Source organism: Stenotrophomonas sp. YJH_SMC_27, from assembly GCF_059369815.1.
Map to the genome: position 1 here is coordinate 226,378 of NZ_JCAFTA010000007.1, position 25,470 is coordinate 251,847.

Annotated in this window: 21 protein-coding genes; 18 read left to right on the forward strand and 3 right to left on the reverse strand. The window is 66.9% G+C overall.

The features are described from left to right. Positions 1-14 precede the first annotated feature (14 nt). The gene (locus AC5P7R_RS12695) at positions 15-767 is read right to left on the reverse strand and encodes a Crp/Fnr family transcriptional regulator (protein ID WP_021202837.1); all 753 of its coding nucleotides are present in this window, start codon (positions 765-767) and stop codon (positions 15-17) included. Positions 768-893: 126 nt separating this feature from the next. Between AC5P7R_RS12695 and hisS the strand changes: the two genes are divergently transcribed. The 18 genes from hisS (at position 894) to cueR (ending at position 21,339) form a co-directional block, all read left to right on the forward strand. Beyond that, positions 894-2,288: a histidine--tRNA ligase gene (hisS, locus tag AC5P7R_RS12700; protein WP_021202836.1), complete on the forward strand. Its 1,395-nt coding sequence runs from the start codon at positions 894-896 to the stop codon at positions 2,286-2,288. 259 nt (positions 2,289-2,547) lie between these two features. Then, positions 2,548-2,856 carry a YerC/YecD family TrpR-related protein gene (locus AC5P7R_RS12705; protein ID WP_180832226.1) on the forward strand — a complete coding sequence of 103 codons (309 nt, stop codon included), beginning with the start codon at positions 2,548-2,550 and terminating at the stop codon, positions 2,854-2,856. A 34-nt stretch (positions 2,857-2,890) separates the two neighbouring features. After that, positions 2,891-3,802, forward strand: coding sequence for an ATP phosphoribosyltransferase (hisG, locus tag AC5P7R_RS12710; RefSeq protein ID WP_478436462.1), 912 nt, complete (start codon positions 2,891-2,893; stop codon positions 3,800-3,802). Next, positions 3,799-5,094 carry a histidinol dehydrogenase gene (hisD, locus tag AC5P7R_RS12715; RefSeq protein WP_111099133.1) on the forward strand — a complete coding sequence of 432 codons (1,296 nt, stop codon included), beginning with the start codon at positions 3,799-3,801 and terminating at the stop codon, positions 5,092-5,094. The genes hisG and hisD overlap by 4 nt, the downstream gene beginning before the upstream one ends. Next, on the forward strand, positions 5,091-6,185 hold the full coding sequence (gene hisC, locus AC5P7R_RS12720; protein WP_111099134.1) for a histidinol-phosphate transaminase: 1,095 nt from the start codon (positions 5,091-5,093) through the stop codon (positions 6,183-6,185). Before hisD ends, hisC begins: the two co-directional genes overlap by 4 nt. Further along, the gene (gene hisB / locus AC5P7R_RS12725) at positions 6,182-7,255 is read left to right on the forward strand and encodes a bifunctional histidinol-phosphatase/imidazoleglycerol-phosphate dehydratase HisB (RefSeq protein ID WP_478436464.1); all 1,074 of its coding nucleotides are present in this window, start codon (positions 6,182-6,184) and stop codon (positions 7,253-7,255) included. The genes hisC and hisB overlap by 4 nt, the downstream gene beginning before the upstream one ends. Further along, positions 7,252-7,854, forward strand: coding sequence for an imidazole glycerol phosphate synthase subunit HisH (hisH, locus tag AC5P7R_RS12730; protein WP_006436751.1), 603 nt, complete (start codon positions 7,252-7,254; stop codon positions 7,852-7,854). The genes hisB and hisH overlap by 4 nt, the downstream gene beginning before the upstream one ends. After that, positions 7,851-8,585 carry a 1-(5-phosphoribosyl)-5-[(5-phosphoribosylamino)methylideneamino]imidazole-4-carboxamide isomerase gene (gene hisA, locus AC5P7R_RS12735; protein ID WP_197575599.1) on the forward strand — a complete coding sequence of 245 codons (735 nt, stop codon included), beginning with the start codon at positions 7,851-7,853 and terminating at the stop codon, positions 8,583-8,585. The genes hisH and hisA overlap by 4 nt, the downstream gene beginning before the upstream one ends. Further along, positions 8,579-9,355: an imidazole glycerol phosphate synthase subunit HisF gene (hisF, locus tag AC5P7R_RS12740; RefSeq protein WP_180832224.1), complete on the forward strand. Its 777-nt coding sequence runs from the start codon at positions 8,579-8,581 to the stop codon at positions 9,353-9,355. Before hisA ends, hisF begins: the two co-directional genes overlap by 7 nt. Next, positions 9,345-9,965, forward strand: a complete 621-nt coding sequence (gene hisIE, locus AC5P7R_RS12745; RefSeq protein WP_021202827.1) for a bifunctional phosphoribosyl-AMP cyclohydrolase/phosphoribosyl-ATP diphosphatase HisIE — start codon at positions 9,345-9,347, stop codon at positions 9,963-9,965. The genes hisF and hisIE overlap by 11 nt, the downstream gene beginning before the upstream one ends. 82 nt (positions 9,966-10,047) lie before the next feature. Beyond that, on the forward strand, positions 10,048-11,637 hold the full coding sequence (locus AC5P7R_RS12750) for a calcineurin-like phosphoesterase C-terminal domain-containing protein (RefSeq protein WP_478436466.1): 1,590 nt from the start codon (positions 10,048-10,050) through the stop codon (positions 11,635-11,637). Positions 11,638-11,672: 35 nt separating this feature from the next. Beyond that, the gene (locus AC5P7R_RS12755) at positions 11,673-11,957 is read left to right on the forward strand and encodes a hypothetical protein (protein WP_005409434.1); all 285 of its coding nucleotides are present in this window, start codon (positions 11,673-11,675) and stop codon (positions 11,955-11,957) included. Between the two features lie 84 nt (positions 11,958-12,041). Beyond that, positions 12,042-13,064, forward strand: coding sequence for a glucokinase (locus tag AC5P7R_RS12760; protein ID WP_021202824.1), 1,023 nt, complete (start codon positions 12,042-12,044; stop codon positions 13,062-13,064). A gap of 51 nt (positions 13,065-13,115) precedes the next feature. Further along, positions 13,116-14,114, forward strand: a complete 999-nt coding sequence (locus AC5P7R_RS12765) for a glycosylasparaginase (protein WP_495213933.1) — start codon at positions 13,116-13,118, stop codon at positions 14,112-14,114. Beyond that, positions 14,111-14,848 carry a copper homeostasis protein CutC gene (locus AC5P7R_RS12770; protein ID WP_134731471.1) on the forward strand — a complete coding sequence of 246 codons (738 nt, stop codon included), beginning with the start codon at positions 14,111-14,113 and terminating at the stop codon, positions 14,846-14,848. The genes AC5P7R_RS12765 and AC5P7R_RS12770 overlap by 4 nt, the downstream gene beginning before the upstream one ends. A 404-nt stretch (positions 14,849-15,252) precedes the next feature. Further along, complete coding sequence (locus AC5P7R_RS12775; RefSeq protein WP_134731473.1) at positions 15,253-18,210, forward strand: TonB-dependent receptor domain-containing protein; 2,958 nt, start codon at positions 15,253-15,255, stop codon at positions 18,208-18,210. A 160-nt stretch (positions 18,211-18,370) separates the two neighbouring features. Then, positions 18,371-20,872 carry a heavy metal translocating P-type ATPase gene (locus AC5P7R_RS12780; RefSeq protein WP_111103025.1) on the forward strand — a complete coding sequence of 834 codons (2,502 nt, stop codon included), beginning with the start codon at positions 18,371-18,373 and terminating at the stop codon, positions 20,870-20,872. Between the two features lie 11 nt (positions 20,873-20,883). Then, entirely contained in the window at positions 20,884-21,339 is a 456-nt protein-coding gene (gene cueR, locus AC5P7R_RS12785; RefSeq protein ID WP_227852208.1) for a Cu(I)-responsive transcriptional regulator, read from the forward strand. 79 nt (positions 21,340-21,418) lie between these two features. Here cueR and AC5P7R_RS12790 read toward each other — a convergent pair whose 3' ends face one another. Continuing rightward, complete coding sequence (locus AC5P7R_RS12790; protein ID WP_021204511.1) at positions 21,419-21,613, reverse strand: heavy-metal-associated domain-containing protein; 195 nt, start codon at positions 21,611-21,613, stop codon at positions 21,419-21,421. Between the two features lie 200 nt (positions 21,614-21,813). Further along, positions 21,814-24,891, reverse strand: a complete 3,078-nt coding sequence (locus tag AC5P7R_RS12795) for a TonB-dependent receptor (protein WP_021204510.1) — start codon at positions 24,889-24,891, stop codon at positions 21,814-21,816. Positions 24,892-25,470 lie beyond the last annotated feature (579 nt).

Consider the following 25,470-nt stretch of genomic DNA (forward strand, 5'->3'; position numbering starts at 1 on the left):
CAACCGCGATGCGGTCAGATCAACCCTTCACCGGCCAGCGTGCGCAGCCCGTCCTCGTCGAGGATCTCCACCACGTTCAGGTGGGGCAGGGCAATCAGCCCCTGCTGGCGCAGCTTGGTGAAGGTGCGGCTGACCGTTTCCATGGTCAGGCCCAGGTGGTCGGCGATATCGCCACGCCCCATCGGCAGCGATACGCGCAGGCCGTCACCACCGAGCCTGGCCTCGCGCGCGGCCAGGCGCAGCAGGAAATCAGCCAGCTTCTCTGCCGGCTGCAGGCGTGCCAGCGCCAGTGCAGCGTCCTGCGCGGCATCCAGTTCCTGGCAGGCACGCTGCAGCAGCTTGCGCTCCAGGTGCGGGAAGCGGCTGCGCAGCGCCTTCATCTGCGGCAACGCGACGCGGCATACGCGGCTGTCGGCGATGGCTTCGATGTCGTAGCGGTGATGGTCGCTGCCACTCAGTCCGAGGTAGTCGCCGGGAAGCACGAAACCGTTGATCTGGCGGCGGCCGTCGGCCAGGGTGCGTACCAGTCGCAGTGCGCCAGCGGTCAATGTATAGACATGGTCGCGCTCTTCACCCGTGCGTGCCAGCGTGCTGCCCATGCTGACCTGCTGTGACACGGTGACCTGTTCCAGTGCCTGCACTTCATCGGGCGACAGCGCCGAGCACACCGCAAGGTGGCGAACCGAGCAGTGCAGGCAGTCCAGCGTGGTGCAGGACGGCGCGGCGGGATCGTTGGTGGCGGGCGGAGCGCCGGAAGGCCGTGACATGGTGCGGGGGCGTATCGCGGGCGGGGAGGGCCTTATGATACTTCAAGCGGCCGTTCGACCCTGCCCGAGGCGGGGGCGCTAGAATGTCGCCCCCTCCCACGTCCCGTTCCAGCAGGAGTTCCGCCCGTGATCAAGCCCCGTACCCCGCCCGGCACCCTTGAACTGCTGCCGCGCGAGCAGATTGCATTCCAGCGCATGCTGGACGTGATCCGCCGCAACTACGAGCGCTTCGGTTTCCTGCCGGTGGAGACGCCGGTGTTCGAACTGTCCGACGTGCTGCTGACCAAGTCCGGCGGCGAGACCGAGCGCCAGGTGTACTTCGTGCAGTCCACCGGTGCGCTGGCCAATGCGGCCGAATCGGGCGACCGTTCGCTGCCGGAAATGGCGCTGCGCTTCGACCTGACCGTGCCGCTGGCACGCTACGTGGCCGAGCACGAACACGAACTCACCTTCCCGTTCCGTCGCTACCAGATGCAGCGTGTGTACCGCGGCGAGCGTGCCCAGCGCGGCCGTTTCCGTGAGTTCTACCAGTGCGACATCGACGTGATCGGCAAGGACAGCCTGAGCGTTCGCTATGATGCCGAAGTGCTGGCGGTCATCCACGCCGTGTTCTCGGAACTGCGCATCGGTGACTTCAGCATCCAGCTGAACAACCGCAAGCTGATGCGCGGCTTCTTCGAAAGCCTGGGCGTGGCCGAAGGCGAGCGCCAGCTGGCGGTGCTGCGCGAAGTGGACAAGCTCGACAAGCGCGGCGCCGATTACGTGCGCGAGACGCTGGTCGGCGAAGGCTTCGGGATCCCGGCCGAACAGGTCGAGAAGATACTGGCCTTCGTGGCTGTGCGTTCGCAGGGCCATGCCGATGCGCTGGCGCACCTGGCCACGCTTGAAGCCGACGCCGGTTCTTCGGAGATCCTGCGTGCCGGTGTTGCTGAACTACGCGAAGTGCTGCAGCTGGTGCAGGCGCTTGGCGTGCCGGAAAGCGCCTATTGCCTGAATTTCTCGATTGCGCGTGGCCTGGATTACTACACCGGTACCGTGTACGAGACCACGCTGACCGACCACCCGCAGATCGGCTCCATCTGCTCGGGCGGCCGTTATGAAGACCTGGCCAGCCACTACAGCAAGTCGAAGCTGCCGGGCGTAGGCATCTCCATCGGCCTGTCGCGCCTGTTCTGGCAGCTGCGCGAGGCCGGCCTGATCGACGGCATCGAAGCCAGCAGCGTGCAGGCGCTGGTGGCGCTGATGGACGAGCAGGGCATGCCGCAGTCGCTGGACATCGCGCGTCGCCTGCGCGCCGGTGGGATCAACACCGAAGTGCAGATGGAGCCGAAGAAGATCGGCAAGCAGTTCCAGTACGCCGCCAAGGCGGGCATCCGCTTCGTGGTGTTGGCCGGTGAGGACGAGCTGGCGCGCGGGGTGGTGGCGGTGAAGGACCTGGTGCGCGAGCAGCAGTTCGAAGTCTCCCGCGACGAGCTGGCCAGCACTTTGCAGGTGGAGCTGGAGCAGTCGAAGGTGATGTAACGGCCATTGGCAGCATGCAGCGCTTCAACGAAACGCCCACCCACCGGTGGGCGTTGTCGTTTCCGGGCCCCGGCCGTGCCGACAGCTCGCGGCCATCTGTCGAAGGCGGGGGCGGTCCGAACCCCGCTTTGCCGCTGCTCCGGCCTGCGCGGGCGCAGGGCAGCAGCCCTGCCGCCCCCTCACCCCCCTATTTGACGCGTCGCGGAATGATGCGCTAATGTACTAACGCGCTATTACATTGATGCATGGAAACGACCCCGTGAAAGCCCGTCCCGACATTGCCGCCAAAGACCCCAGGGCCGACCTGGAAGCCCTGGCCCGGGCCTTTGCCGCCCTGCGCGAGCCGGAACAGGTCGAGGCCTTCCTGCGCGATCTGTGCACCCCCGCTGAGCTGGAAGCCATGGCCGACCGCTGGAAAGTGGTGCCGCTGCTGCAGCAGGGCGTGCCGTACCGCGAGATCCACGAGCGCACTGGCGTCAGCGTGACCACCACCGGACGGGTGGCGCGAACGCTCGAGCATGGCCATCGAGGCTATGCCGCCGCCATCGACCGCCTTGCTTCGCGCTGATCCGCGCCCCGTTCCGAACTTCGAGACCTCCCCCATGAGTGCAACCCAGGCAGCGCCGGCACGAGACCGGCTGCGTATCGCCATCCAGAAGAGTGGCCGGCTGGCCGAGCCCGCCCGCAACCTGCTCAGTGCCTGCGGCCTGAGCTGGCGCGAGAGCCGCGACAAGCTGTTCTGCTACGGCGAATCGCTGCCGGTGGACCTGCTGCTGGTGCGCGACGACGACATCCCCGGCCTGATCGCCGACGGCGTCTGCGACCTCGGCATCGTCGGCCGCAACGAGCTGGACGAACAGGCCGCGGCACGCCGCCAGGTCGGCCTGCCGGATGCCTACGAGGCACTGCGCGGGCTGGGCTTCGGCCAGTGCCGGCTGATGCTTGCGGTACCCGAGGAGTGGCAGTGGCAGGGACCGGCGCAGCTGGCCGGCACCCGCATCGCCACCAGCTACCCGGCCATCCTCAAGCAGTGGCTGGCCGAGCAGGGGGTGGACGCACAGGTGGTCGAGCTGTCCGGTTCGGTGGAAATCGCACCGCGCCTGGGCACGGCCGACCTGATCTGCGATCTGGTGTCCAGCGGCGCGACACTGCGCGCCAATCAGCTGACCCCGGTACACAACCTGCTCGACAGCGAAGCAGTGCTGGCCGGTGCAGTGCGCGTACCGGATGATGCGCGCGCATCGCTGCGCGCGATGCTGCTGCGCCGCCTCGACGGCGTGGTGCAGCGCCAGGACCGCAAGCTGCTGATGTTCCGCGCCAGCGAGGATCGCGTCGACGCGCTGGCGCAGCTGCTGGCCGATGCCGAGCCGCTGGTGCGGCTGCCGGCCGATGGCGGCGCGCTGCGCCTGCAGACCATGTGCCCGGGCCCGCTGAGCTGGCAGCGCATGGAAGAACTCGAGCGCGCCGGCGCGCAGGGCCTGATGGTGTTGAGCGTGGAGCGGTCGCTGGCATGAACCGTCTGACCTGGTCCCGACTTGATGAAACCGCGCGCCGCGCCGCGCTGACCCGCCCGGTGCAGACCGTGGCGCAGCAGACCCGCGACGCGGTGGCTGCGTTGATCGCGCAGGTGCGTGCGCAGGGCGACGACGCGCTGCGTGCGATCACCGCGCGTTTCGATGGTGTCGAGCTCTCGTCCTTTGAGGTGAGCGAAGCCGAATTTGCCGCTGCCGAAGCCGCCGTGCCCGCCGAACTTCGCCAGGCCATGGTGGACGCCGCCGAGCGCATCGCCCGCTTCCACGCCGCCGGCATGGGCAAGGGATACGCGGTGGAGACCGCGCCGGGGGTGGTCTGCGAACGCATGCTGCGTCCGATCGGACGGGTAGGGCTCTACGTGCCGGCCGGCAGCGCACCGCTGCCGTCCACTGCGTTGATGCTGGGCGTGCCCGCGCAGCTGGCTGGCTGCCCGCAGGTGGTGCTGTGCACGCCGCCACGCGCCGACGGAAGTGCCGATCCGGCAGTGCTGGTAGCCGCCCGCCTGACCGGCGTGCGGCGCGTGTTCAAGCTGGGCGGCGCGCAGGCGATCGCCGCGATGGCCTATGGCACCGCCAGCGTTCCGGCCTGCGACAAGCTGTTCGGGCCCGGCAACAGCTTCGTGACCGAAGCCAAGCAGCAGGTCGCGCAGGATGGCGCCGCCGCCATCGATATGCCGGCCGGTCCCTCCGAAGTGCTGGTGATTGCCGATGCTGGTGCCAATCCGGCGTTCGTCGCCGCCGACCTGCTGTCGCAGGCCGAGCACGGCCCGGATTCACAGGTGCTGCTGCTGACCGACGATGCCGCGATGCTGGCCGCGGTCGAAGTCGAGGTGGAGCGCCAGGTGGTCTTGTTGCCGCGCCAGCAGATCGCGCGCCAGGCCTTGTCGGCCTCGCGGTTGATCCAGGTCGATTCGCTGGAGGAAGCCTTCGCGATCAGCAACCGCTATGCGCCGGAGCACCTGATCCTGGCACTGCGTGATCCGCGCGCGTGGCTGGACAAGGTGCAGGCGGCCGGCTCGGTGTTCCTGGGGGATTACACGCCCGAAGCACTGGGCGACTACTGCAGTGGCACCAATCACGTGCTGCCGACCGCCGGTGCGGCGCGTGCCTACAGTGGCGTCAGCGTCGCCAGCTTCCAGAACCTGATCAGCGTGCAGAGCGCCAGCGCCGCCGGCCTGGCCGCGATCGGCCGCTGCGCGCGCATCATCGCCAGCGCCGAAGGCCTGGATGCACATGAACGTGCGGTCGCAGTGCGCATGGAGGTGGCAGCATGAGCACGGCGATCGATGACGTGCTGGGGCTGGTGCGCCCCGATCTGCAGGCCTTCGCTGGCTACAGTTCGGCGCGCAGCGCGGCGGTGCAGGGCGAGGTCTGGTTGAACGCCAACGAGTCGGCCTGGGCCAATCCGGCCGACGCGGCTGGCAGCAGCCGGCGCTATCCCGAACCGCAGCCGTTGGCATTGCGTGAGGGACTGGCGGCGCTGTACGGCGTGACGCCACAGCAGCTGCTGATCGGTCGCGGCAGCGACGAAGCCATTGATCTGCTGGTGCGCGCGCTGTGCGTGCCGGGCCGCGATGGCGTGCTGGTCACGCCGCCGGTGTTCGGCATGTACGCTGTCTGCGCACGCCTGCAGGGTGCCGCATTGATTGAAGTGCCGCTGGTGGACAGCGAGGATGGCCTGCGCGCCGACCTGGATGCGGTGATCGACGCGGCCAAGGCGCAAGGCGCCAAGCTGGTGTTCCTGTGCGCCCCGTCGAACCCGGCCGGCAGTGATATCGCCCTGGATGAAGTAGAGCGCGTGGTGGTTGCGCTGCGCGGGCAGGCGCTGGTGGTGGTGGACGAGGCCTATGTCGAGTACGCAGGGCGCGCATCGGCCATCACGCTTCTGGCCGCGCACGCCAATCTTGCAGTACTGCGCACCTTGTCCAAGGCGCACGCGCTGGCTGCTGCCCGCGTCGGCACCCTCATCGCCGCCCCGGAGCTGATTGCCGTGCTGCGCCGCTGCCAGGCGCCGTACCCGGTGCCGACGCCGTGCGCGGAACTGGCGGTACAGGCGCTGCAACCCGGCGCGCTGGCCAGGACCGCCGAACGCGTAGCCACGGTGATTGCCGAGCGCGAACGCCTGCGCGTGGCGCTGCCGGGCCTGCCCGGCGTGCGTCGCGTCTACCGCTCATCCGGCAACTACCTGTTGGTGCGCTTCGCCGATGCCCAGGCCGCGTTCGATACGCTGCTGGCTGCGGGCGTGGTGGTGCGGGACCAGCGCGCCGCGCCGCAGTTGGGTGATGCGCTGCGCATCAGCATCGGCAGCCCCGAAGAGAATGACCGCGTGCTTGCGGCCCTGTCGGCGCGGAGGGCCGCAGCATGACCCCGATCCTGTTCATTGACCGCGACGGCACCCTCATCGAGGAGCCGTCCGACTTCCAGATCGACGCCTACGAGAAGCTGCGCTTCGTGCCGCAGGTGATCCCGGCGCTGCTGAAGCTGCGTGACGCCGGCTACCAGTTCGTGATCGTCACCAACCAGGACGGCCTCGGCAGCGACAGCTACCCGCGCGCCAGCTTCGATGGCCCCAACGACCTGATGCTGCAGATCTTCGAGAGCCAGGGCATCACCTTCCGTGATGTGCTGATCGACTGCAGCTGGCCGCACGACAATGCGCCGACCCGCAAGCCTGGCATCGGACTGATGACGGCTTATCTGCAGGACCGCAGCATCGACTGGGCGCGCTCGGGCATGGTCGGCGATCGCATCACCGACCTGCAGTTCGCCGAGAACCTCAACATCCGCGGTTTCCAGTTGCGCACCGCGCAGTTCGGTGGTCAGTGGGACTGGCCGGGCATTGCCCACGCGCTGGCCGACGCACCGCGCACCGCCGTGGTCCAGCGCAATACGAAAGAAACGAAGATCCGCGTGGAACTGGACCTGGACCGTGCCGCTGATGCACGCATCTCCACAGGCCTGCCGTTCTTCGACCACATGCTGGAACAGATCGGCAAGCATGGCGGCTTCGCGCTGGACATCCAGGCCGAGGGTGACCTGCACATCGACGAGCACCACACCATCGAGGACACCGGGCTGGCCCTGGGCCAGGCCCTGCGCGAAGCACTAGGCGACAAGCGCGGCATCGGCCGCTACGGTTTCACCCTGCCGATGGACGAGACGCTGGCCAGCGCCGCACTGGATTTCAGCGGCCGCCCGTACTTTGTGTTCGAAGGTAAGTTCAAGCGTGAGCGCGTGGGCGATATGCCGACCGAGCTGGTGCCGCACTTCTTCCGTTCGCTGTGCGATGCCAGCGGTTTGAACCTTAACCTGCAGGTACGGGGCGACAACGATCACCACAAGGTCGAGGCCTGCTTCAAGGCGCTGGCACGCGCGCTGCGCCCTGCATTGGCCCGGCAGGGCACGGCACTGCCGAGTACCAAGGGGGCGTTGTGAGTGACGTCGCGCTGATCGATGCCGGTGGTGCCAACCTGGGCTCGGTGCGCTATGCGCTCGAACGTCTTGGCGCCAGCGTTCGGCTGGTGCGCGATGCCGATGGACTGGTCGGCGCGCAGCGGGTGATCCTGCCCGGCGTCGGTGCCGCCGGTCCCGGCATGCAGCGCCTGCATGCGCAGGGCCTGGTCGAGCCGTTGCAGCGGCTGGAAGTGCCGTTGATGGGCATCTGCCTGGGCATGCAGCTGTTGTTCGAGCGCTCCGAGGAAGCCGGCGTGGAAACGCTGGGGCTGATTCCCGGGGTGGTGCGCAAGCTGGTACCAGCCTGCGGCATCCGGGTGCCGCACATGGGTTGGAACCGCCTGCTGCCGCTACGTGAGTCGCTGCTGTTGCAGGGTGTACCCGAGCGGGCCAGCGCCTATTTCGTGCACAGCTATGCGGCGCCACTGAATACCCACACCGTTGCTGCCTGTGATCACGGCGGCCTGTTCACGGCCGTGGTGGAGCAGGGCCGCTACTACGGCGCACAGTTCCATCCCGAGCGCTCCGGCGAGACCGGCTCGCTGATGCTGCGCAACTTCCTTGAGGGCACTGCTGCATGAGTTTCATCGTCTACCCCGCGCTGGATATCCGCGACGGCCGCGTGGTGCGGCTGCGCCAGGGTGACTACGCGCAGGAAACCTCGTATGGCGACGATCCGCTGCCGCGTGCACAGGCCTTCGCTGCGCAGGGCGCGCAGTGGATGCATCTGGTCGACCTGGACGCTGCGCGTGCCGGTGGCTACACCCTTGCGCCGCTGCTGGCGTCGATCCGTGCGCAGACGCCGCTGCAGGTGCAGACCGGCGGTGGCGTGCGCGGCCGCGACGACGTGGCGCGCATCCTCGATGCCGGCGCCGGTCGCGTAGTGGTCGGCTCGCTGGCGGTGCGTCGCCCCGATGAAGTGGTCGGCTGGCTGGAGGAATTCGGCGCCGAGCGCATCACCATCGCGCTGGATGCGCGTCAGGATGCCCAAGGCCAATGGCAGCTGCCGGTGCACGGCTGGACCGAGAACGCCGGGGTGACCCTGGATGACCTGGCCCAGCGCTACGCACGCGCCGGCATGCGCCACCTGCTGTGCACCGACATTGCCCGCGACGGCATGCTGGCTGGGCCCAACATCAGCCTCTACCAGCACCTGGCGGCGTTGCTGCCGGGCGTGGCCGTGCAGGCTTCCGGTGGCATCCGCGACGTGGACGATGTGGCCGAGGCCCGTGCTGCCGGCTGCGGCGGTGCCATCCTCGGCAAGGCCCTGCTGGAGCAGCGCATGGACCTGGCGGAGGCACTGGCATGTTGAGCCGCCGCATCATTCCGTGCCTGGACGTGCGTGAGGGCCGCGTGGTCAAGGGCGTGCGCTTCCGCGATCACGTCGACATGGGCGATATCGCCGAGCTGGCGCAGCGCTACCGTGACCAGGGCGCCGACGAGCTGGTGTTTTATGACATCGGCGCCAGCCCCGAGGCGCGTTCGGTCGACGTTGCCTGGATCGAGCGTATCGCGCGACTGATCGACATCCCGTTCTGCGTGGCCGGTGGCATCGACAGCGTCGAAACGGCACGCCGCGTGCTGTTCTCCGGTGCCGACAAGGTGTCGATCAACTCGCCGGCGCTGGGGCGCCCGGAACTGATCACCGAGCTGGCCGACGAGTTCGGCGTGCAGTGCGTGGTGGTCGGCGTCGATTCGGTGCGCGAGGCCGATGGGCAATGGCGGGTGCGCCGTTTCAGCGGCGACCCGGACAAGACCCAGGCGGTGCGGCTGCGCACGCTGGACTGGATCGTCGAAGCACAACGGCGTGGCGCCGGTGAGATCGTGTTGAACTGCATGGACAGCGATGGCGTGCGCCGTGGCTACGATGTCGTGCAGCTGCAGCAGGCACGGGCACTCTGCCAGGTGCCGCTGATCGCCTCCGGTGGCGCCGGTGCGATGGAACACTTCGCCGAGGCTTTCGACCAGGCCGATGTGGATGGCGCGCTGGCCGCCAGCGTGTTCCACAGCGGTGCCATCGCCATTCCAGAATTGAAGCGCTACCTGCGCGGACAGCAGATCGAGGTGCGGGATGTCTATTGAAGTCAGGCCGTCGTCGGACGCATTGCAGGCGCTGGACTGGAGCAAGGGCGACGGCCTGCTGCCGGCCGTGGTTCAGGATGCCGACACCCTGCAGGTGCTGATGCTGGGCTATGTGAGTGCCGAATCGCTGGCGGCCACGCTGGCCATCAGCCACATGACGTTCTTCAGCCGCAGCAAGCAGCGGTTGTGGACCAAGGGCGAGCAGTCCGGCAACGTGCTGGTGGTGCAGTCGATCAGCGTCGACTGCGATGCCGATACTTTGCTGGTGATGGCACGGCCGGCGGGGCCAACCTGCCACACCGGTGCAGAGAGCTGCTTTGACCAGGCGCCGAAGGATTTCCTGGGCGGGCTGGGCCAGCTGGTGGCGATGCGTGAGGCGCAACGCCCGCCGGGCAGCTACACCACCAGCCTGTTCGAGGGCGGCATCCGCCGTATCGCGCAGAAGGTGGGCGAGGAGGGCGTGGAGACCGCATTGGCCGCCGTGGCGCAGGATGACGAGGCATTGCTGGGCGAGGCGTCGGACCTGCTGTACCACCTGCTGGTGCTGCTGCGCGCGCGCGGGCTGTCGCTGGATGATGCGCGCGCGGTACTGGAAAAGCGCCATCGTTGAGCGGCCGGCACGACCCGCCGGCAATGCAGCCGAGCATGGCTCGGCTCTACAATACCGCGTCTCTTTCTGCCGGATCTCCCTCATGAAACTGCCTGCCGCGTGGCTGTGCTGCCTGTTGCTGACCTCGCCGGCCTGGGCCGCGGACACCGTGGTCAGCGGCAAGGTGTATCTGGAGCGTGACGGCAAGCCTGGCCGCGGTGCGACCGATCCGGGCCTGGCCGGGGTGCAGGTTTCCAACGGCGAGATCATCGTCAAGACTGCCGCTGACGGCAGCTACAGCCTGCCGGTGCGCGACGGCCAGACCGTATTCGTGATCAAGCCTGATGCGTATTCCTTCCCGAAAGCGGCCGACGGCCTGCCTTCGTTCTGGCGGCACTATCGCCCGAACGGTTCGCCGGCGTTGAAGTACGGCGGCATCGCCGCGACCAGCGACGTCACCCGCAACTGGGATTTCGCCCTGCAGTCGGATCGCCATGACAGTCGGCGCGGCTTCCAGATGCTGGTGTTCACCGACTCCCAGACCGCGAGCCTGAAGGACATCGGCTACTACCAGCAGTCGATCGTGGCGCCGCTGGTCGGCCAGACCAAGGCGCGCATGGGCACCACCCTGGGTGACATCGTCAACGATGACTTGACGCTCTACCCGGCGATCAACAAGGTCACCACCGGACTTGGCGTGCCGTGGTTCCATGTGCCGGGCAACCACGACCTCGATTTCGATGCGGCCAGCGACGAACACTCGCTGGACAGCTGGCGCAACATCTACGGTCCGGACACCTACGCGGTGGAAGAGGGCGGCGCCAGTTTCGTGTTCCTGGACGACGTGGTGTACGACCCCAAGGCCAGGCCGAAGTACATCGGCGGCCTGCGCGAAGACCAGTTCGCCTTCCTCGCCAGCTACCTGAAGGGCCTGCACAAGGATCGCCTGCTGGTGCTGGGCATGCACATCCCGCTGTTCGACGCGGCGCCGGGGCGCGAGACCTTCAGCCATGCCGACCGCCAGCGCCTGTTCGACCTGCTCAAGGACTTCCGCAACGTGCTCGTGCTCAGCGGCCACAGCCACACCCAGCAGCACGTCTACCACGGCAAGGCCGACGGCTGGAACGGCGACAAACCGCTGCACGAATACAACGTGGGTGCCAACTGCGGCGCGTTCTGGTCGGGGGTGAAGGATGCCGCCGGCGTGCCGGACAGCACCATGAGTGATGGCACGCCGAAGGGCTACGCATTGCTCGACGTGGCCGGCAACGGCAGCTATCGCCTGCAGTACCGCGTGGCCGGCAAGCCGGCCAGCGAGCAGATCGGCCTGCATGCGCCGAAAGTGCTGCGCCAGGGGGCTTACCCGGCGTGGGGCATCTATGCCAACGTCTACATGGGTGAGGATGCCAGCGTGGTTGAGTACCGCGTTGATGGCGGCGCTTGGCAGCCGATGAAGCAGGTCAGCCAGCCCGACCCGCGCCTGATGGTGGAGAACGTGGCCGACGATCTGGCTGACAGCCTGCGTGGCTACGACCGCTCGCCGGAGGCCACCGCGTCGCCGCACCTGTGGCGTGGCGCGCTGCCGACCGACCTAGCCGTGGGCAGCCGCAAGGTCGAGGTACGCTCCACCCAGCCCGATGGCGCGGTGTTCACCGCCACCACCCGCTACAGCCTGCAGACGGCCCAGCCCTGACACGCCGCAAGGCCTCTCCAGCGAAAGGACCCCGCATGGATATCCGCTTCATGGCCGGCACCACGCCGGTGACCCTGAGCCGCCACTGGTTCACCGGCGCGATGCTGCTGCAGAGCGCCACCGAGAAGGTCTGGGTGCAGCATCCGCTGCATCCGGGCACGCACTTCTCCTTCTCGCTGGTACAGTCGTGGCTGCGCCACATCGCCGGCCACGAAGTGCTGGTCGAGCGCACCAGGCCGCTGCTGTTTGCCGGCTTCCGCCCGCAGCGGCTGCGCGTGCTGGTGGATGGCGTGCAGGTGGCCGAACAGGAAGGCATGTAGGCCAACCTGAACCGCCGGCGCGCTAGGCAAAGCCGCCCCGATGCCTGAGAATCGGGGCGATTCAATCGATCCAAGCAGGCCAGCGTGACCATCGCAGCAGCGTCCCCGGTTTCCTCCGACTCCGCCCGCGGCGGTCCTCCGCGCAGTCTGGTGGTCGCCGATGTCGGTGGCACCTTCGCCCGCCTTGCGCTGGCTGAAACCCAACCCGGCCAGGCGCCGCTGCTGGGCAGCCATCGCACCTACGCCTGCGCCGAGCACCCCAGCCTGGCGGCGATCCTTGCTGATTTCACCGCTGGCCTCGGCCAGCCGGTGCAGACCGCGGTGGTCGCCATCGCCGGCCTGCTCGATGGCGATGTGCTGATCAATTCCAATCTGCCGTGGACGGTCTCGCTGTCGGCCACCCGCGCGCAGTCCGGGCTGCATGAGCTGCAGTTGATCAATGATTTCGAAGCGGTGGCGCTGGCCATCCCGTACCTGCAGCCTGCCACTCTGGTGCCACTGAACGGCGATGCTGACCCGGCGCAGGCGTTCCCGGCGCTGGTGCTGGGCGCCGGTACCGGCCTGGGCGCGGCACTGCGTTTCGCCGATGGCGAGCGCCCGGTGCTGGCCAGCGAGATCGGCCATGCCGCGCTCGGCGCCGGCAACGCGCTGGAACTGCAGGTGCTGGGCAAACTGCTGCAGCGCTGGGCGCACGTGGACAACGAGCGCGTGCTGTCCGGCAGTGGCCTGATGAACCTGTACCCGTGCCTGTGCGAGCTGCGCGGCGTCACCCCGGTGTGGACCAGTACCGAAGCACTGATCGGTGCCGCCCGCAGCGGTGAAGACGCGCTGGCGGTGGAGACGCTGCAGGTGTTCTGCGCCTGGCTGGGCAGCCTGGCCGGCGACGCAGCGATCGCCGTCGGTGCGCGCTCGGTGTACCTCGCCGGAGGTATTTCCGCGCATGTGCAGGATTTCCTGGCCGATGGCCGCTTCCGTGAGCGCTTCCTCAACAAGGGCGTGCTGACCGAGGTGCTGCGCCAGGTGCCGGTATGGCGCGTGGAGCACGGCCAGTTGGGCGTGCTCGGCGCAGCGGTCTGGCACGCCGCACGGCAGCCCACGCACGACTGATCGGCATGACCGGCATCGTGCCGGCCGTGCATTGCAGACTGGGAGGGGAAGATGGTGGATCGCAGGCAGTTCCTGCAGGCCGGTGCACTGGCTGCAGGCATGGCGGCTTTGCCGGGCGTGCAGGCGCGCACGCAGGGTGGGGCCAGGGTGGTTTCGACCTGGGACTTCGGCGTACCGGCCAACCAGGCCGCGTGGAAGGTGCTGGCGCAGGGCGGCAGCGCGCTGGATGCGGTGGAAGCAGGCGCACGCTGGGCCGAGAGCGAGCTGTGCAACCCCACCGTCGGCCATTGTGGCAACCCCGATCGCGACGGCGTGCTGAGCCTGGACGCGAGCATCATGGATGGCGATGGCCGTTGTGGCGCAGTGGCCGCGCTGGTCGACATCCTGCATCCGGTGTCGGTGGCCCGCAAAGTGATGGAGAACAGCCCGCACGTGCTGCTGGTGGGCGAGGGCGCGCAGCAGTTCGCGATGCAGCAGGGTTTCGAGCGCAAGCACCTGCTGACGCCGCAGGCCGAAGCGGCCTGGCGCGAGTGGCTGAAGACGGAGAAGTATCAGCCGCAGATCAACGCCGAGCGCCGTGGTATTCCCGGCAACAGCGACAACCACTACACCATCGGCATGCTGGCGCTGGATGCCAAGGGCCACCTTGCCGGTGCCTGCACCACCAGCGGCATGGCCTGGAAGCTGCACGGCCGGGTCGGCGACAGCCCGATTATCGGTGCCGGCCTGTATGTCGACAACGACGTGGGCGCGGCCACTGCTTCGGGCGTGGGTGAAGAGATGATCCGCAACGCCGCTTCGTTCCTGGTGGTCGAACTGATGCGCCAGGGGCGCTCGCCGGCACAGGCCTGCCGCGAAGCGATCGACCGTGTGGTGCGCAAGCGGCCGGAGGCGAGCAAGACCCTGCAGGTGTGCTTCCTGGCCATGAACAAGCAGGGCGAGGTGGGCGCCTGCGCGTTGCATCGCGGCTTCGTCTACGCGGTGTGCGATGCGCAGCGCCAGGATGACCTGCGCGACTCGCCGTCGATCTACACGAGCAGCCAGGCGTGAGCACGCGGCTGACCCTGGAGGTCGCCAGCAATTCGCTGGCTTCGGCACTGGCCGCGCAGGCCGGCGGCGCCGACCGCATCGAGCTGTTCGACAACCTGGCCGAGGGTGGCACCACGCCGTCGTTTGCCAGCATCGCGATTGCCCGCGAACGCCTGTCGATTCCGCTGTTCGTACTGGTGCGCCCACGCCCGGGTGATTTCCACTACGACGCGCTGGAAACCGAACTGATGCTGCGTGACATCGCGCAGTGCCGCGCGCTGGGCTGCGATGGCGTGGTGATCGGTGCGCTGGACGTGCAGGGCGGCATCGACCTGGCGCTGTGCCGGGAACTGGTGCAGGCCGCCGGGCCGTTGCAGGTGACCTTCCATCGCGCCTTCGATGCGGCCCGCGACCTGCCGGCAGCGCTGGAACAGGTGATCGGGCTGGGCTGCCAGCGCGTGCTGACCTCGGGCGGGCAGGTCAGCGCCGAGGCCGGTGCCGAAGTGCTGGCGGGCTTGGTGACCCAAGCGAAGGGACGCATCAGTGTGATGGCCGGCGCGGGGCTGGGCCCGGCCAATATCGCCGCCATTGCGCGACGGACCGGCTGCACCGAACTGCACGCCTCAGCCAAGGGCCTGCGCCGGTCGGTGATGCAGTTCCAGAACCCGGCGCTGCGCGGGCTGGACCCGGACTGGAGCCAGACCGCCACCGCCACTGTTGCCGCGCTGCGGCAGGCGCTGGACGGCGCAAGGTAGCCCGCTTCTTCTGTAGAGCCGAGCCCATGCTCGGCTGCTTTTCGCGGCGAACAACAGCAGCCGAGCGCGGGCTCGGCTCTACAACGACCCGCTGCCGGCCGCACGCTTGCCGCGGACAAAACCGTTCCGCGCGCGATTGTCGCGATCGTGTCATTGACGTGTGTGCCGTTCTCTCAGCGATGTTTCGCAACCCTTTGATTGTTCGGGATGTCGGCGGCCGCTAGCGGCATTCCGCCGGCTGTTGCTGCGCCGCCGCATGCCGGGCGTGGTTCAGCTGTGCTTTAGTTTGGATCGATCCACAGGGGAGGTGCCATATCGGTCGTGAACCGATCCAAGCGCCTGGATCCGTCGTAGTGCCGCGCCACCGTCCGCCCGTGCGTCCACATCTTCGAAGAGCAACCACCATGGCTCAGATCGTCCACAAGCGTCGCCACCTGCTGTCCCAGGCCCTGATCCTGGCCCTGCTTCCCCTGGCTGCCAATGCGCAGCAAGCCTCAAGCTCGTCTACCAAGGATCTCGACGCGGTCACCGTCACCGGCTCGCGCATCAAGCGCGCCAGTGTCGAAGGCCCGGCCCCGGTCAACGTGATCACCGCGCAGCAGATCCAGAAAGAGGGCTTCGTCAGCGTGTATGACGCGCTGAAGACGCTCACCGAAGCGACCGGCACCGTTGAAGCCGCCTCGCAATGGGGCTCGCACACGCCCAACGCCAGTGGCCTGAACCTGCGCGGGATGGGCCCGAACCGTTCTCTGCTGCTGGTCAACGGCCGCCGTGTGGCCGACTACCCGCTGCCCTACGGCGGCGAAACCAATTTCTCCAACTACGGCAACATTCCGGCCGCAGCAGTGGAGCGCATTGAAGTGCTGACCGGCGGCGCCTCGGCCATCTACGGTTCGGATGCGATCGCCGGCGTGGTCAACGTCATCCTCAAGACCAACTACGACGGCGACGAAGTGCGCGTGCGTGGCGGTACCTCCACAGAAGGTGGACGAGATACCTGGGACCTGTCCTGGGCCGGCGGCAAGACCGGCGACAACTGGAGCGTGACCTACGCGCTGCAGTACACCAAGCGCGATCCGCTGTTCGGACGCGACCGACCGCAGATGGACGACGCCGACGACGCACCGTATCCCTCCTGGAACATGGAGCAGCGCAAGGTCGGCTTCCGCCCCACCTCGGGCCTGGCATTGATCGACCCGACCAACGGCCAGCGCCTGGCACCGCCTGCAGGCACCTGCGAGAAGTTCGACGGCGAGTACTACACTGCCGATCGGCTGGTCTACAACTACGCTACCAACACCATCACCAACACCGGCCGCCTGTGCGGCATGAGCGCCGACTACGCCAACTGGCTGCTCACCGGCGGCGCCGAGAATGTTTCCGGCAACCTCTACGCCACCTTCGATTTCAGCAGCGACCTGCAGGCCTGGACCAACCTGGCGGTGTACCACTCCGAAGCGATCTGGGGCACCAATCCGCCCAGCGTCTCGCTGATCGACGACGACAACGGCTATTACTGGGATGCCAACCGCAACCGCCCGATCCTGGGCGTGCGCCAATTCACTCCGAACGAAGTCGGTGGCCTGGATACCCTGCGCAACACCAACCGCGAGCTGTCCTGGGACTGGAGCGCAGGCCTGCGTGGCCGCCTTGCCGATCGCTTCGACTGGAGCGCCTCGGTGGGCCGTTCCTACTACCGCGTGGAAGAACGGCAGAACGTGGTGGACGAGCAGAAGTCGTACGACTACTTCCTCGGCCCGCGCTTGGGCACCACCCCCGATGGCGAGGCGATCTACGCGTTGAACGAATCGCGCTGGTGGAATCCGCTCACGCCGGACCAATACTGGCAGATGGGCACGGTGGCCAGGAACCGCGCGTCATCGTGGGTCAACCAGGCCTCGGCGGATATCACCGGCGAGCTGTTCCAGGGCTGGGCAGGCCCGATCTCGTTCGCAGCGGTAGCTGAAGTCGCGCAGCAGGGCTACCACCTCAGCCCGGACCCACGCGCCGGCATCGATTTCGACCTGCAGAACGTCGACCGCGGTGGTGGCGAGCGCACCCGGTATTCGGCGGGCGTCGAGTTCAAGATCCCGCTGCTGGAGAGCGTGACGGCCACCGCGGCCGCGCGCTACGACCGCTATGGCAACTACAAGGCCGATGACAGCAGTGAAGCGTTGGATATCGGCAGCCAGAAGGAAACCACCTGGAACGTCGGCCTGGAATGGCGCCCGGTCGAATCGCTGCTGGTGCGTGGCTCGTATGCCACCAGCTTCCACGCGCCGGACATGCACTACCTGCTGGGCCAGCCGAGCAGTTCCGAAGTGCAGACCTATGATCGCCTGCGCTGCATCCAGAGCGGTGCCTACCTGGTCAACAACTGTGGCGTGGGCAACACCGATGTCTGGTACACCTTCGACGTGAACCGCCGTGGCACGCCGCTGCTGCGCTCGGAAACCGGTGATTCGTGGACGGTCGGCTTCGTCTGGGACGTGATGCCCAACCTGTCGGTCAGCGCCGACTACTGGGCGATCAAGCTGGAAGACATGATCGTCGACGTCGGCGCCGATGAGGTGCTGGCCAGCGAGGCGGGCTGCCTGACCGGCAAGAACATCGATGGCACGCCATGGGCCAATCCGGCCGGTGGCGACTACTGCGCCGGCATCCTGGCGCGCGTGAACCGTGACAGCAACGGGCGCCTGGTGTCGATCGAGCGCGGCCCGTTCAACCTGGCCAGCCGCGAAGTGCGTGGCGTCGACCTGACCGCGCGCTACCGTCTGGAGACCGCGCAGTGGGGCAGCTTCCAGCTGGGTGTGAATTACACCAACCAGATCTCCACCAAGGAACAGCGCTACGCCAACGACCCGAACCCGGAACGCCGCGACCGCGACCTGCGCAGCAAGCTGCGCGCGAGCCTGGCCTGGCAGCGCGGCAACTGGAATGCCAATGTCTATGCCGACCGCGTGGGCTCGGTGCCGGGCGTGCGCTACCACTGGGGCACCGACCGCCTGGACAACCCCGGCGGCTGCCTGCCGTTCGCCGATGGCTACGTGCCCAGCGACAGCCCGTCGCTGAACTGCTTGGAGCCGGCAACGCGTCCGGATGGCTCGCCGAACCCGAACCCCAATGCCGGGCAGCAGACGGCGCGCTACTACGGTCGAGTGGGGCCGTTCATCACCTGGAACTTCAACGTGGGCTACCAGGTGACCGAACACGCGAAGGTAAACGTGTACGTCAACAACGCCTTCAACTCCGCCAGCTGGAACCACAAGGATCCGTACAAGCTGGACTATGACTTCGCCCCGACCCGGTTGCTGAGCGCGGTCGGCCGTGAGCTCGCATTGGAGTATGTGTTCACGTTCTGAAGAGACCGACCTCGCCGGTAGATCCACGCCATGCGTGGATGCGGAAACGGAACGCCGGGGGCGGCGCCCCCTTCAGGCATGCGGACAGGCTGGATTTGACCTTCCCACGATGGCAAGGTTTAGCCTGTCCGCATCCAGAAGGAACCCCGGGAATCCGATCATGAGCACGCCCCGCGCCGCTGCCGCCTCCGCAAGTCCTGCCACCATCAGCCTGCCCATCGAGGGCATGACCTGCGCCAGCTGTGTCGGCCGGGTCGAGGCGGCGCTGTCCAGGGTCGAAGGTGTGGGCAGTGTTTCGGTCAATCTGGCCACCGAGCGCGCGGATATCCGCCCGTCCGGCCCGGTCGATCGGGCCGCGCTGATCCAGGCGGTGGAGCGGGTGGGCTACGACGTACCTGCCGCCACCGTTGAACTGGCCGTGGAAGGCATGACGTGCGCCTCCTGCGTGGGCCGCGTGGAGCGCGCGCTGCTGGCGGCGCCAGGCGTGAGCCAGGCCAGCGTCAACCTGGCCACCGAGCGCGCCACGGTGCGTGGCGTGGCGGATGCTGCGACGCTGGTCGCCGCCATCGACAAGGCCGGCTATGACGCACGCGTAATCGAGGCGGGTGTGCAGTCCGATGACGAGGCCGTAGAAAAGAAGGATGCCGAGCGTGCCGAACTGAAGCGCGACCTGATCGTGGCCACTGCGCTGGCATTGCCGGTGTTCGTGCTGGAGATGGGCTCGCACCTGATTCCCGGCATCCACGAATGGGTGATGGCCACGATTGGCATGCAGGCCAGCTGGTACCTGCAGTTCGCACTGACGCTCCTGGTGCTGGCCATCCCCGGTCGCCGTTTCTACCAGAAGGGCTTCCCGGCGCTGCTGCGCCTTGCACCGGACATGAATTCGCTTGTGGCGGTGGGCACCGCTGCGGCGTTCGGCTATTCGGTGGTCGCGACCTTTGCACCGCGGCTGCTGCCGCCGGGCACGGTGAACGTCTACTACGAAGCGGCGGCGGTAATTGTCGCACTGATCCTGCTCGGCCGCTTCCTCGAAGCGCGCGCCAAGGGCCGCACCTCGGAGGCGATCAAGCGTCTGGTCAACCTGCAGGCCAAGGTCGCCCACGTGATCCGTGACGGCCGCACCGTCGATATCCCGGTCAATGAAGTGCAGAGCGGCGACGTGGTGGAAGTGCGGCCAGGCGAGCGTGTGCCGGTCGATGGCGAGGTGGTTGAAGGCCGCAGCTACATCGACGAATCGATGATCAGCGGCGAGCCGATTCCGGTTGAGAAGCAGCCGGGCAGCAGCGTGGTGGGCGGTACGGTCAACCAGAAGGGCGCACTGACGGTACGTGCGACGGCGGTGGGCGCGCAGACCCTGCTGGCGCAGATCATCCGCATGGTCGAACAGGCGCAGGGCTCGAAGCTGCCGATCCAGGCGGTGGTTGACAAGGTCACGTTGTGGTTCGTGCCGGCGGTGATGCTGGCCGCGCTGGCGACCTTCGCAGTCTGGCTGATCTTCGGCCCGTCGCCGGCGCTGAGCTTCGCGCTGGTCAATGCGGTGGCGGTGCTGATCATTGCCTGCCCATGCGCGATGGGCCTGGCCACGCCGACCTCGATCATGGTGGGGACCGGTCGTGGCGCCGAAATGGGCGTGCTGTTCCGCAAGGGCGAAGCGCTGCAGCTGCTGAAGGATGCGCAGGTGGTGGCGGTGGACAAGACCGGCACGCTGACCGAGGGTCGCCCGCGCCTGACCGACTTCGAGATCACGGACGGCTTCGATCGCAGCACAGTGTTGGCGGCAGTGGCTGCAGTGGAATCGCGCTCTGAACATCCGATCGCCCGCGCCATCGTCGATGCAGCCACTGAACAGGGCATTGCACTGCCGTCGATGGTCGATTTCGAATCGGTCACCGGCATGGGCGTGCGTGCCAGCGTTGATGGTGCGCGGGTGGAGGTCGGTGCCGATCGCTTCATGCGCGATCTGGGCGTGGACATCACTTTGTTTGCGGCGCTGGCGGCAGAGCTGGGCACCCAGGGCAAGTCGCCGCTGTATGCCGCCATTGACGGTCGCCTGGCCGCAATCATCGCGGTATCCGATCCGATCAAGCCGAGCACGCCGGCCGCAATCGCGGCACTGCATCAGCTTGGCCTGAAGGTGGCGATGATCACCGGTGACAACGCTGGTACCGCGCACGCGATCGCGCGCCAGCTCGGCATCGACGAAGTGGTGGCCGAGGTGCTGCCGGAAGGCAAGGTCGAGGCGGTGCGCCGCTTGAAGACCACACATGGCCATGTCGCCTTCGTCGGCGACGGCATCAACGATGCGCCGGCACTGGCCGAGGCCGATGTCGGCCTGGCGATCGGAACCGGTACCGATATCGCGGTGGAATCGGCCGACGTGGTGCTGATGTCGGGTAACCTGCAGGGTGTGCCGAATGCCATTGCGTTGTCGAAGGCGACGCTGGGCAACATCCGGCAGAACCTGTTCTGGGCCTTCGCCTACAACACCGCGTTGATTCCGGTGGCCGCCGGCGTGCTGTATCCGGTCTGGGGCGTGCTGCTGTCACCGGTGTTCGCGGCCGGTGCGATGGCCCTGTCCAGCGTGTTCGTGCTGGGCAATGCGCTGCGCCTGCGCCGCTTCCAGCCACCGATGGCGGATGCCGCCGCCGTCACTCATTGAAGGGAATACCCATGAACATCGGTGAAGCCGCCAAAGCCTCCAGCGTGTCGGCGAAAATGATCCGCTACTACGAACAGATCGGCCTGATTCCCGCCGCTGATAGAACCGAGTCGGGCTACCGGGCGTATTCGCAGGCGGACATCCACCGCCTGCGTTTCATCCGCCGCGCACGCGATCTGGGCTTCCAGGTGGCCGAGATCACCGATCTGCTCGGCCTCTGGAACGATACCTTGCGGCACAGCGCCGACGTCAAGCACCTGGCCGAGCAGCACATCGCCGATCTGGAGCAACGCATCGAGCACATGCGGCAGATGGCCGACACGCTGAAGTCGCTGATCAGCTGCTGCGCGGGCGATGAGCGCCCGGAGTGCCCGATCCTGGAGCGGTTGGGTGAGGACGATGGGACGCTGGTACCGGTCGATACCGCGAAGACTGGTGCGGTGCGGCGGCGTACGCACAAGCATTGACTCGATATCGCATGCATGAAAAAGCCCGCCGGGTGCTGTAGTACCCGGCGGGCTTTTCAGTATGGGACAGGACAGGGGATCAGGCAGTACGCGGCGGGAAGCCGGCATCGGTCAGTGCCGCCACGATCTGCGCTTCGCTGGCCGAGGTCTGCACCTGCACTCGGCGGCTGGCCGGATCTGCCTGCACGCTGGCCTGCGGATCGACCAGTTCGATCGCCTTGGTCACGCTGCGCGCGCAACCGCCGCAGGTCATGCCTTCAACATGGAATTCCATCCGTAGCTCCTTGGGTGCTCTTGGGGTCGAGTCAGTGTGCACCTTCCAACGATGGCAGGGTCAAGTGCCGGGCTGAACGACAGGCAAGGCGGCAAAAAAAACGGCAGCCGCCTGTACCAGCGCGGCTGCCGTGGAGGAACGTCCCCGCCAGGGCGGGGCGTGGGTTGCACCGGGGCGCGCCCGGGCAACCCGGTGTTGCCTTAGAACTTCCAGGTAGCGCCGAAGTACAGCTGGCGGCCTGCATAGGTATTGGAGATCAGGCGTGCCTTGGTGTCGCTTCCCAGGTGCACGCGCTGCTCGGACTTGGTGGCGTTGATCACCGAGGCGGTCAGGGTCCAGTCCGGGGTCAGGTTGTAGGCAACATTCAGATCCAGCTGGTCATACGGTTCGGTGTAGACGGTGAGGCCATTGTTGAGCCCGCCGACCACTTGGCCGCGACGGTTGAACGAAGCGCGCGCGAGGAACTTCTCGTTCTCGTAGAAGACCGTCACGTTGGCTTGGTTCTTGGCGCTGCCGACCAGCGGCGAGGAGCCGATTTCCTGCCCGTCCAGAACAATGGAAGCCAGGTTGGTGTCGTTGTAGGTGTAGTTGGCCTGCACGCCGAAGCCGAAATCGAAGGTGTACTGGCCATACAGCTCGACGCCCTGCGACACACCATCGCGGCCATTGGCCTGGGTCTCGTAGCGCTGCACGTTCACCGCTTCACCGTTGATGACCATGGGCGTGTCGCGCACCACCGGCAGGGTGAAGTTGTCCACGTTCTTGCGGAACAGGCTGACGCCGGCGACCGCGCCCGGCTGGAAGTACCACTCCAGGCCCAAGTCGAACTGGGTGGCCTTGAACGGCTCCAGCTGCTTGTTGCTGCCCTGGCCGACCCAGCCTGCGGTCGATGCGCCACCGGCAACGCGGCGATCATTGACGTACTCCTCGCTGTAGTAGCTCAGTGCGCCCGGTGCTGCGATGTCGGTGTAGCCAGGGCGGGCGATCACCTTCGATGCGGCACCACGCAGCACCAGCGTGTCGGTGATGTCCCATGCGATGTTGAAACTCGGCAGCACGTCGGTGTAGGTGCGGTCCACGCCGATCAGGCTGTAGGTCTTGCTCTGCGCCAGGTCATGCGGCAGGCGCACGAAGCCGCTCTCGCAGCTGTAGGTCGGGTACGCCGCAGCGGCGGGGTCGGTGCACGCCATCGGCGCGCCGGACGCGTTGTCCAGGAAGTAGTCGTTGAACTTCTCGATCGAGTCGGAAGACTGCGCGAACTGCTTGGTGCGCACCACGCGCACGCCGACATTGCCGCGCACGCGCTCGGTGCGGAAGTTGGCCTGGAAGTAGCCGGAGTAGATCTTCTCGTTGACGTTGTAGACGAAGTCTTCCTCGGTACGGTTGTGCGAACCACCGTAGGTCTTGTTCAGATAGTCGATGTACGCCGGGTAGTTGATGCCCGGGAACACGTTGGCATTGAAGCCACCGGCAATGTTGCTGATCGGATTGGACAGGAAGAAGCCGGGCTGCGCATCGCCGGCAGTCGGATCGCAGCCACTCTGGTAGCGGCTGTTGTCATAGTCGGCCGGGTCACGGCCGGGGCACACCCAGTAGGTGTTGCCGGTGTTGCGGTGCACCTTGCCGTCGCGGTATTTGGCACCGAACTGGATTGAATCCAGCCAACCGGACTCGAACAGCTTGGTCACGTCGGCCTGGAAGTAGTTCTGCTTGACCTCGGTGCGCTTCCACGACGAATCGGTCGAGCCGGTGTCGACTTCGGCGATGCCGTTCATCAACTGCTGCTGCAGGTCGGGCGAGAAGGTGGCGGACGGCGTGCCGGTCAGGTCCCATGCGCTGTACTGGTTACCGGACAGGTAGTCGTTGCCGACCTTGCGGCGCGGCTTGGCCGACATGCGGAAGTTCATCGACGGACCACCTTCGGACCAGGTGCGGCCACCGGTGAACGAGGCCTTCCACAGCGGGCTGATGTCCCAGTCGATGGTCAGGTCGGCGGTCTGCGACAGCGCCTTTTCCTTGCTGTAGCCACCGGTCAGCTGCGGTGTCGGAATCGTGCAGTCGTCCGGGCCCCAGCCGCCGGGCTTGAGGCCGGCGGCCTTGGCCTGGTCTTCGCTGCAGTAGTAGGTCTTTCCAGCCAGCTTTTCGAATTGGGCACCCGTGACGGTGTTGCCGCTGGCATCGAAGTCCAGGCCATTGAGAAGGCGGCCTCCGGCCCAGTTGCCGTCCTGGTTGTAGCGCGCCATGCTCCATTCCGGAATCTTCAGCATGTTCTGGGTGTAGTCACCCTGCAGCTCGAAGCGGAAGTAGTTGGCGGTCATCGTGACGTTGTCGACCGGCTTGAACTGGAAGGTCAGCTGACCGCCCTTGCGCTCGCGCTTTTCTTCCTTCACCGCGAAGTTGACCGAGGTCGGCATGAAGAAGTCGCTGTAGTTGCCGCCGGTCTGGTTGTTGAAGCCGGACTTGCCCCACCAGTAGTGGATGCCATCCTGCTGCTGCACGTTGCCATAGGCGTCGCGTGCCCTGCCGGCGCCGTACCACTGGTAGTCCTCGGTGCTGGCTTCCATGGTACGGGTCGTGCGCTTCTGCTGCGTCACGCCGACCAGCACGCCGAAACGCTCATCCTTGCTGTGCCACGAATACAGGGCCGAGGCCTGCGGGTCGATATCGTGGTGGGTATCGGAGGAGGTGCCCTCGAGCGTGACGAAGCCCGAGTTGGACTCCATGTCCAGCGGACGGCGGGTGTGCAGGATGACCGTGCCGCCGATGCCGCCTTCGTCGATGCGTGCTTCCGGCGACTTGAACAGCTCGGCGCTGGACAGCATGTTAGACGGCAGCAGGGTGTAGTTGAACGAACGGGTGGCTTCGTCGTTGGTTTCCGACGTGGCCACGTAGTTGCCATTCAACTGGGTCAGGGTCAGGTCCGGCGCAAGGCCGCGCACGCTGACACTCTTGCCTTCACCACCGCTGCGGGTGATGACCACGCCGGGCACGCGCTGCAGTGCGTCGGCCACGTTCTTGTCGGGGAACTTGCCGACGTCCTCGGCGGTGATCACTTCGACCACGGCGTTGGCATCGCGCTTCTGCTCAAGGCTCTTTTCAATGGCATAGCGGTAGCCGGTGACCTGGACGCTGTCCAGAGTCGTGGCGTCCTGCGAGCTGGTGGTCGTGGCCTGCTGCGCGGCGGCGCCTGCCGGAATGACGGCGGCGGCCAATGCCAGCGCGATGGCCAGCGACAATGCGTCCTGGCCGTGCGTACGTGTTGAATGCTTCATTCCCATCTCTCCCTCTCTCCTGGATTGATCCGGTGACGTGGCACGGACAACTTGAATCGATCTAATTTGAAGTGACTTTGCGGCTGTCGCCATGTGGGTGGCAGAGCACCGCGCGTGTGGCTTGGTACGTCCTGTTGCTGCTCCCCCAACTCCCGGCCATCGCAATGTCGTTCTTGGATCGATCTAAGCGATGGGCGGGCGATTTTTAGCACGGGTCGCCCGTGGGCGCATGCTGCTGCGCAATATGGTACTGGCGTGGCGAAGGGATGACGGTTTGCTGAAATCAGTGAAATCGTTTTCGTGCGCAGGGGAAGGGTGAGTCGGCAGGGCTGCGCCCTGCACCTGCGGTAGTGCCGGCCGCTGGCCGGCAACAGCCAAAGCCAACGCCAAAGCCAACGCCAAAGCCAACGCCAAAGCCAAAGCGGGTCTGGGTTGTCTGTGGCTTGGCGGGGCGGTGTGGGCTGGCAGGACACGCCGTAAACCCCGCTCCGCGGTCCGGCCCAGCCGCTGGCGGCTGGGCGTTCGGGCGCTTGCGAAGCAGTGCTTCGCAAGCAAAGCGCCCTCACCCCTGGGGGCTCGATGGCG